The organism is Streptomyces sp. NPDC030809 (assembly GCF_055572195.1).
On sequence record NZ_JBVIDV010000053.1, the window covers coordinates 1 to 2,851 of the forward strand.

Below are 2,851 nucleotides of genomic sequence, written 5' to 3' on the forward strand. Positions count from 1 at the left end.
ACCTCGAAATCGGCCCCGGCGCAGTCCTCACCGCCATGACCCAAGACACCCTCACCCAACCCGCCACCACCATCACCACCCTCAACAAACACCACCCCGAACACCACGCCCTCACCCGAGCCACCGCCGAACTCCACACCACCGGCATCCCCCTCGACTGGACCGCGTACTTCGCCGGCCGGGGTACCACCCCCCGCCGCGTCGAACTCCCCACGTACGCCTTCCAGCGGGAGCACTACTGGCTCGACCCGAGGTCGGGACGCCGGGAGCAGACCGGCGGCTCGGTCGCGGACGGCTGGCGCTACCGGGTGATGTGGCGGCCGGTGCCGGACACGCAGGCTGCGGCCGCCCTGTCCGGGACCTGGCTGGTGGCGGTCCCCGCAGGATTCGAGGACCGGCCGTTCGTACGGGACACCCTCCGCTCCCTGGAAGCGGCGGGCGGCGACGTACGTGAAGTCGTGCTGGACCCGTCCGAGGCCGACCGGGCCGGCTACGCCGAGCAGGTTCAGGGCGTGCTCGACGGGCTCGGGGCGCCGGTGGCGGGCGTGCTCTCCCTGCTGGCGCTCACCGACACCGACACCGCGGCCGAGGCCGACGCCGACACGGACGCCGAGGCCGACGCCGACCTCGACGGCTCGGCCGTCGCGACGCTCGTGCTCGTCCAGGCGCTGGTGGACACCGACGTACCGGCTCCCCTGTGGTGCCTCACCCGGGGCGCCGTGACCACAGGCGGTTCCGACCCCGTCTCCCGTCCGGCTCAGGCGCAGGTCTGGGGCCTCGGCCAGGTCGCCGCACTGGAGCACCCGGAGCTGTGGGGCGGTCTCGTCGACCTGCCCAAGGAGTGGGACGAGCGGGCGCGGGCCCGTCTGTGTGCCGTCCTGGCAGGGCAGGCCGCCGCCGGTGAGGACCAGGTGGCGATCCGCACCTCCGGTGTCCTGGCCCGCCGCCTGACCCGCACGAGCACCACAACCACGGCCGACACCGCCTGGAAACCCCGCGGCACCGTCCTGATCACCGGCGGCACCGGCGCCCTCGGCGCCCACGTCGCCCGCTGGGCCGCACAAGCCGGAGCACAGCACCTCGTCCTCGCCAGCCGCAGCGGACACACCGCACCCGGCGCCGAGACCCTCGAAACCGAACTCATCGGCCTCGGCACCACCGTCACCCTCACCACCTGCGACGTCTCCGACCCCGAAGCCGTCCACACCCTCATCACCACACACCCCGACCTCACCGCCGTCATCCACACCGCCGGCACCCTCGACGACGCCACCATCAACAACCTCACCCCGGAGCGCTTCCGGCGCGTCCTCGGCCCGAAGGCCGGCGCCGCCGCGCTCCTCGACCGGCACACCCGCCATCTCGACCTCGACGCCTTCGTCCTCTTCTCCTCCGCAGCGGCCACCTTCGGAAACGAGGGCCAGGCCAACTACGGCGCTGCCAATGCCCACTTGGACGCGATCGCCCAGCAGCGTCACGCGCTCGGGCTGCCCGCCACCTCCGTGGCCTGGGGCGCCTGGGCCGGATCCGGCATGGCGACCGACCGGGCGGCGGCGGAGCAGCTGCACCGCAGCGGTTTCCCCGTGATGGCGCCGGACCTTGCGCTCGGTGCGCTCGGGCAGGCCGTCGGGCGCGGCGAACCGGCCGTGACCATCGCCGACATCGACTGGGAGCGCTTCGTCCCCGCGTACACGGCCGCCCGCCCCAGCCCGCTGGTCTCCGACCTGCCGGAGGTCCGGGCGCTGGCCGTACCGGCCGCGCCGGGCGGCGGCCCCCGCGACGAGTCCTCCTCGCTGGCGGACCGGCTGGCCGTGCTGGCCCCCGCCAAGCGCGAGGAACTGCTGCTGGAGCTGGTACGGACCCAGGCCGCGCTGGTCCTGGGCCACTCCGGCCCGCAGGCCGTGGGCCCCCACCGCGCCTTCAAGGACATCGGCTTCGACTCGCTGGGTGCGGTGCAGCTGCGCAACCGGCTGAACGCGGCCACCGGCCTGCGGCTGCCCACCAGTGTGATCTTCGACTACCCGACCGCGGGCGACCTGTCCCGGCACCTGCTGGGCGAGTTCCCGGGCCTTCTGGAAGAGACGGCCCCGGCCGGGGCGTCCACGGCCGCCGCGGTGGCGGCCGCGGACGGCGAGCCGATCGCCATCGTGGCCATGAGCTGCCGCTTCCCGGGCGGCATCCGCACGCCCGAGGAGCTGTGGGCGCTGCTGGCGGCGGGCGGCGACGCGATCTCCCCGTTCCCCTCCGACCGCGGCTGGGACCTGGACGCCCTGTACGACGCCGACCCGGAGCGTTCGGGTACGTCGTACGTCCGCGAGGGGGCCTTCCTCCAGGACGTGACCGGGTTCGACGCCTCGTTCTTCGGCATCAACCCGCGCGAGGCGCTCGCGATGGACCCGCAGCAGCGGCTGCTGCTGGAGACCTCCTGGGAGGCCTTCGAGCGGGCCGGCATCAACCCGCGGAGCCTCCGCGGCAGCCGGGCCGGGGTGTTCATCGGCAGCAACGGACAGGACTACGCCACGCTGCTCCGGCAGGTTCCGGAGACCGTCGAGGGCTACCTCGGCACCGGCATCGCGGGCAGTGTGGCCTCGGGCCGAGTGGCGTACACCCTCGGCCTGGAAGGCCCGGCCGTCACCGTGGACACCGCCTGCTCCTCCTCCCTGGTCGCCCTCCACATGGCCGCACAGTCCCTGCGCAGCGGCGAATGCACGCTGGCGCTCGCCGGCGGCGTCACCGTGATGTCGACTCCCGAGGTCTTCGTGGAGTTCAGTCGGCAGCGGGGGCTGGCCCCCGACGCCCGGGTGAAGGCCTTCGCGGAAGCCGCGGACGGCACCGGCTGGGGCGAAGGCGT

1 protein-coding gene is annotated in these 2,851 nt (G+C 74.0%); it reads left to right on the plus strand.

Annotation, left to right across the window (positions count from 1 at the left end):
* Window positions 1–35: 35 nt before the first annotated feature.
* Window positions 36–2,851 (plus strand): beta-ketoacyl reductase (locus ACZ407_RS34875; RefSeq protein WP_468135564.1); only part of this gene is annotated, 2,816 nt, incomplete at its 3' end.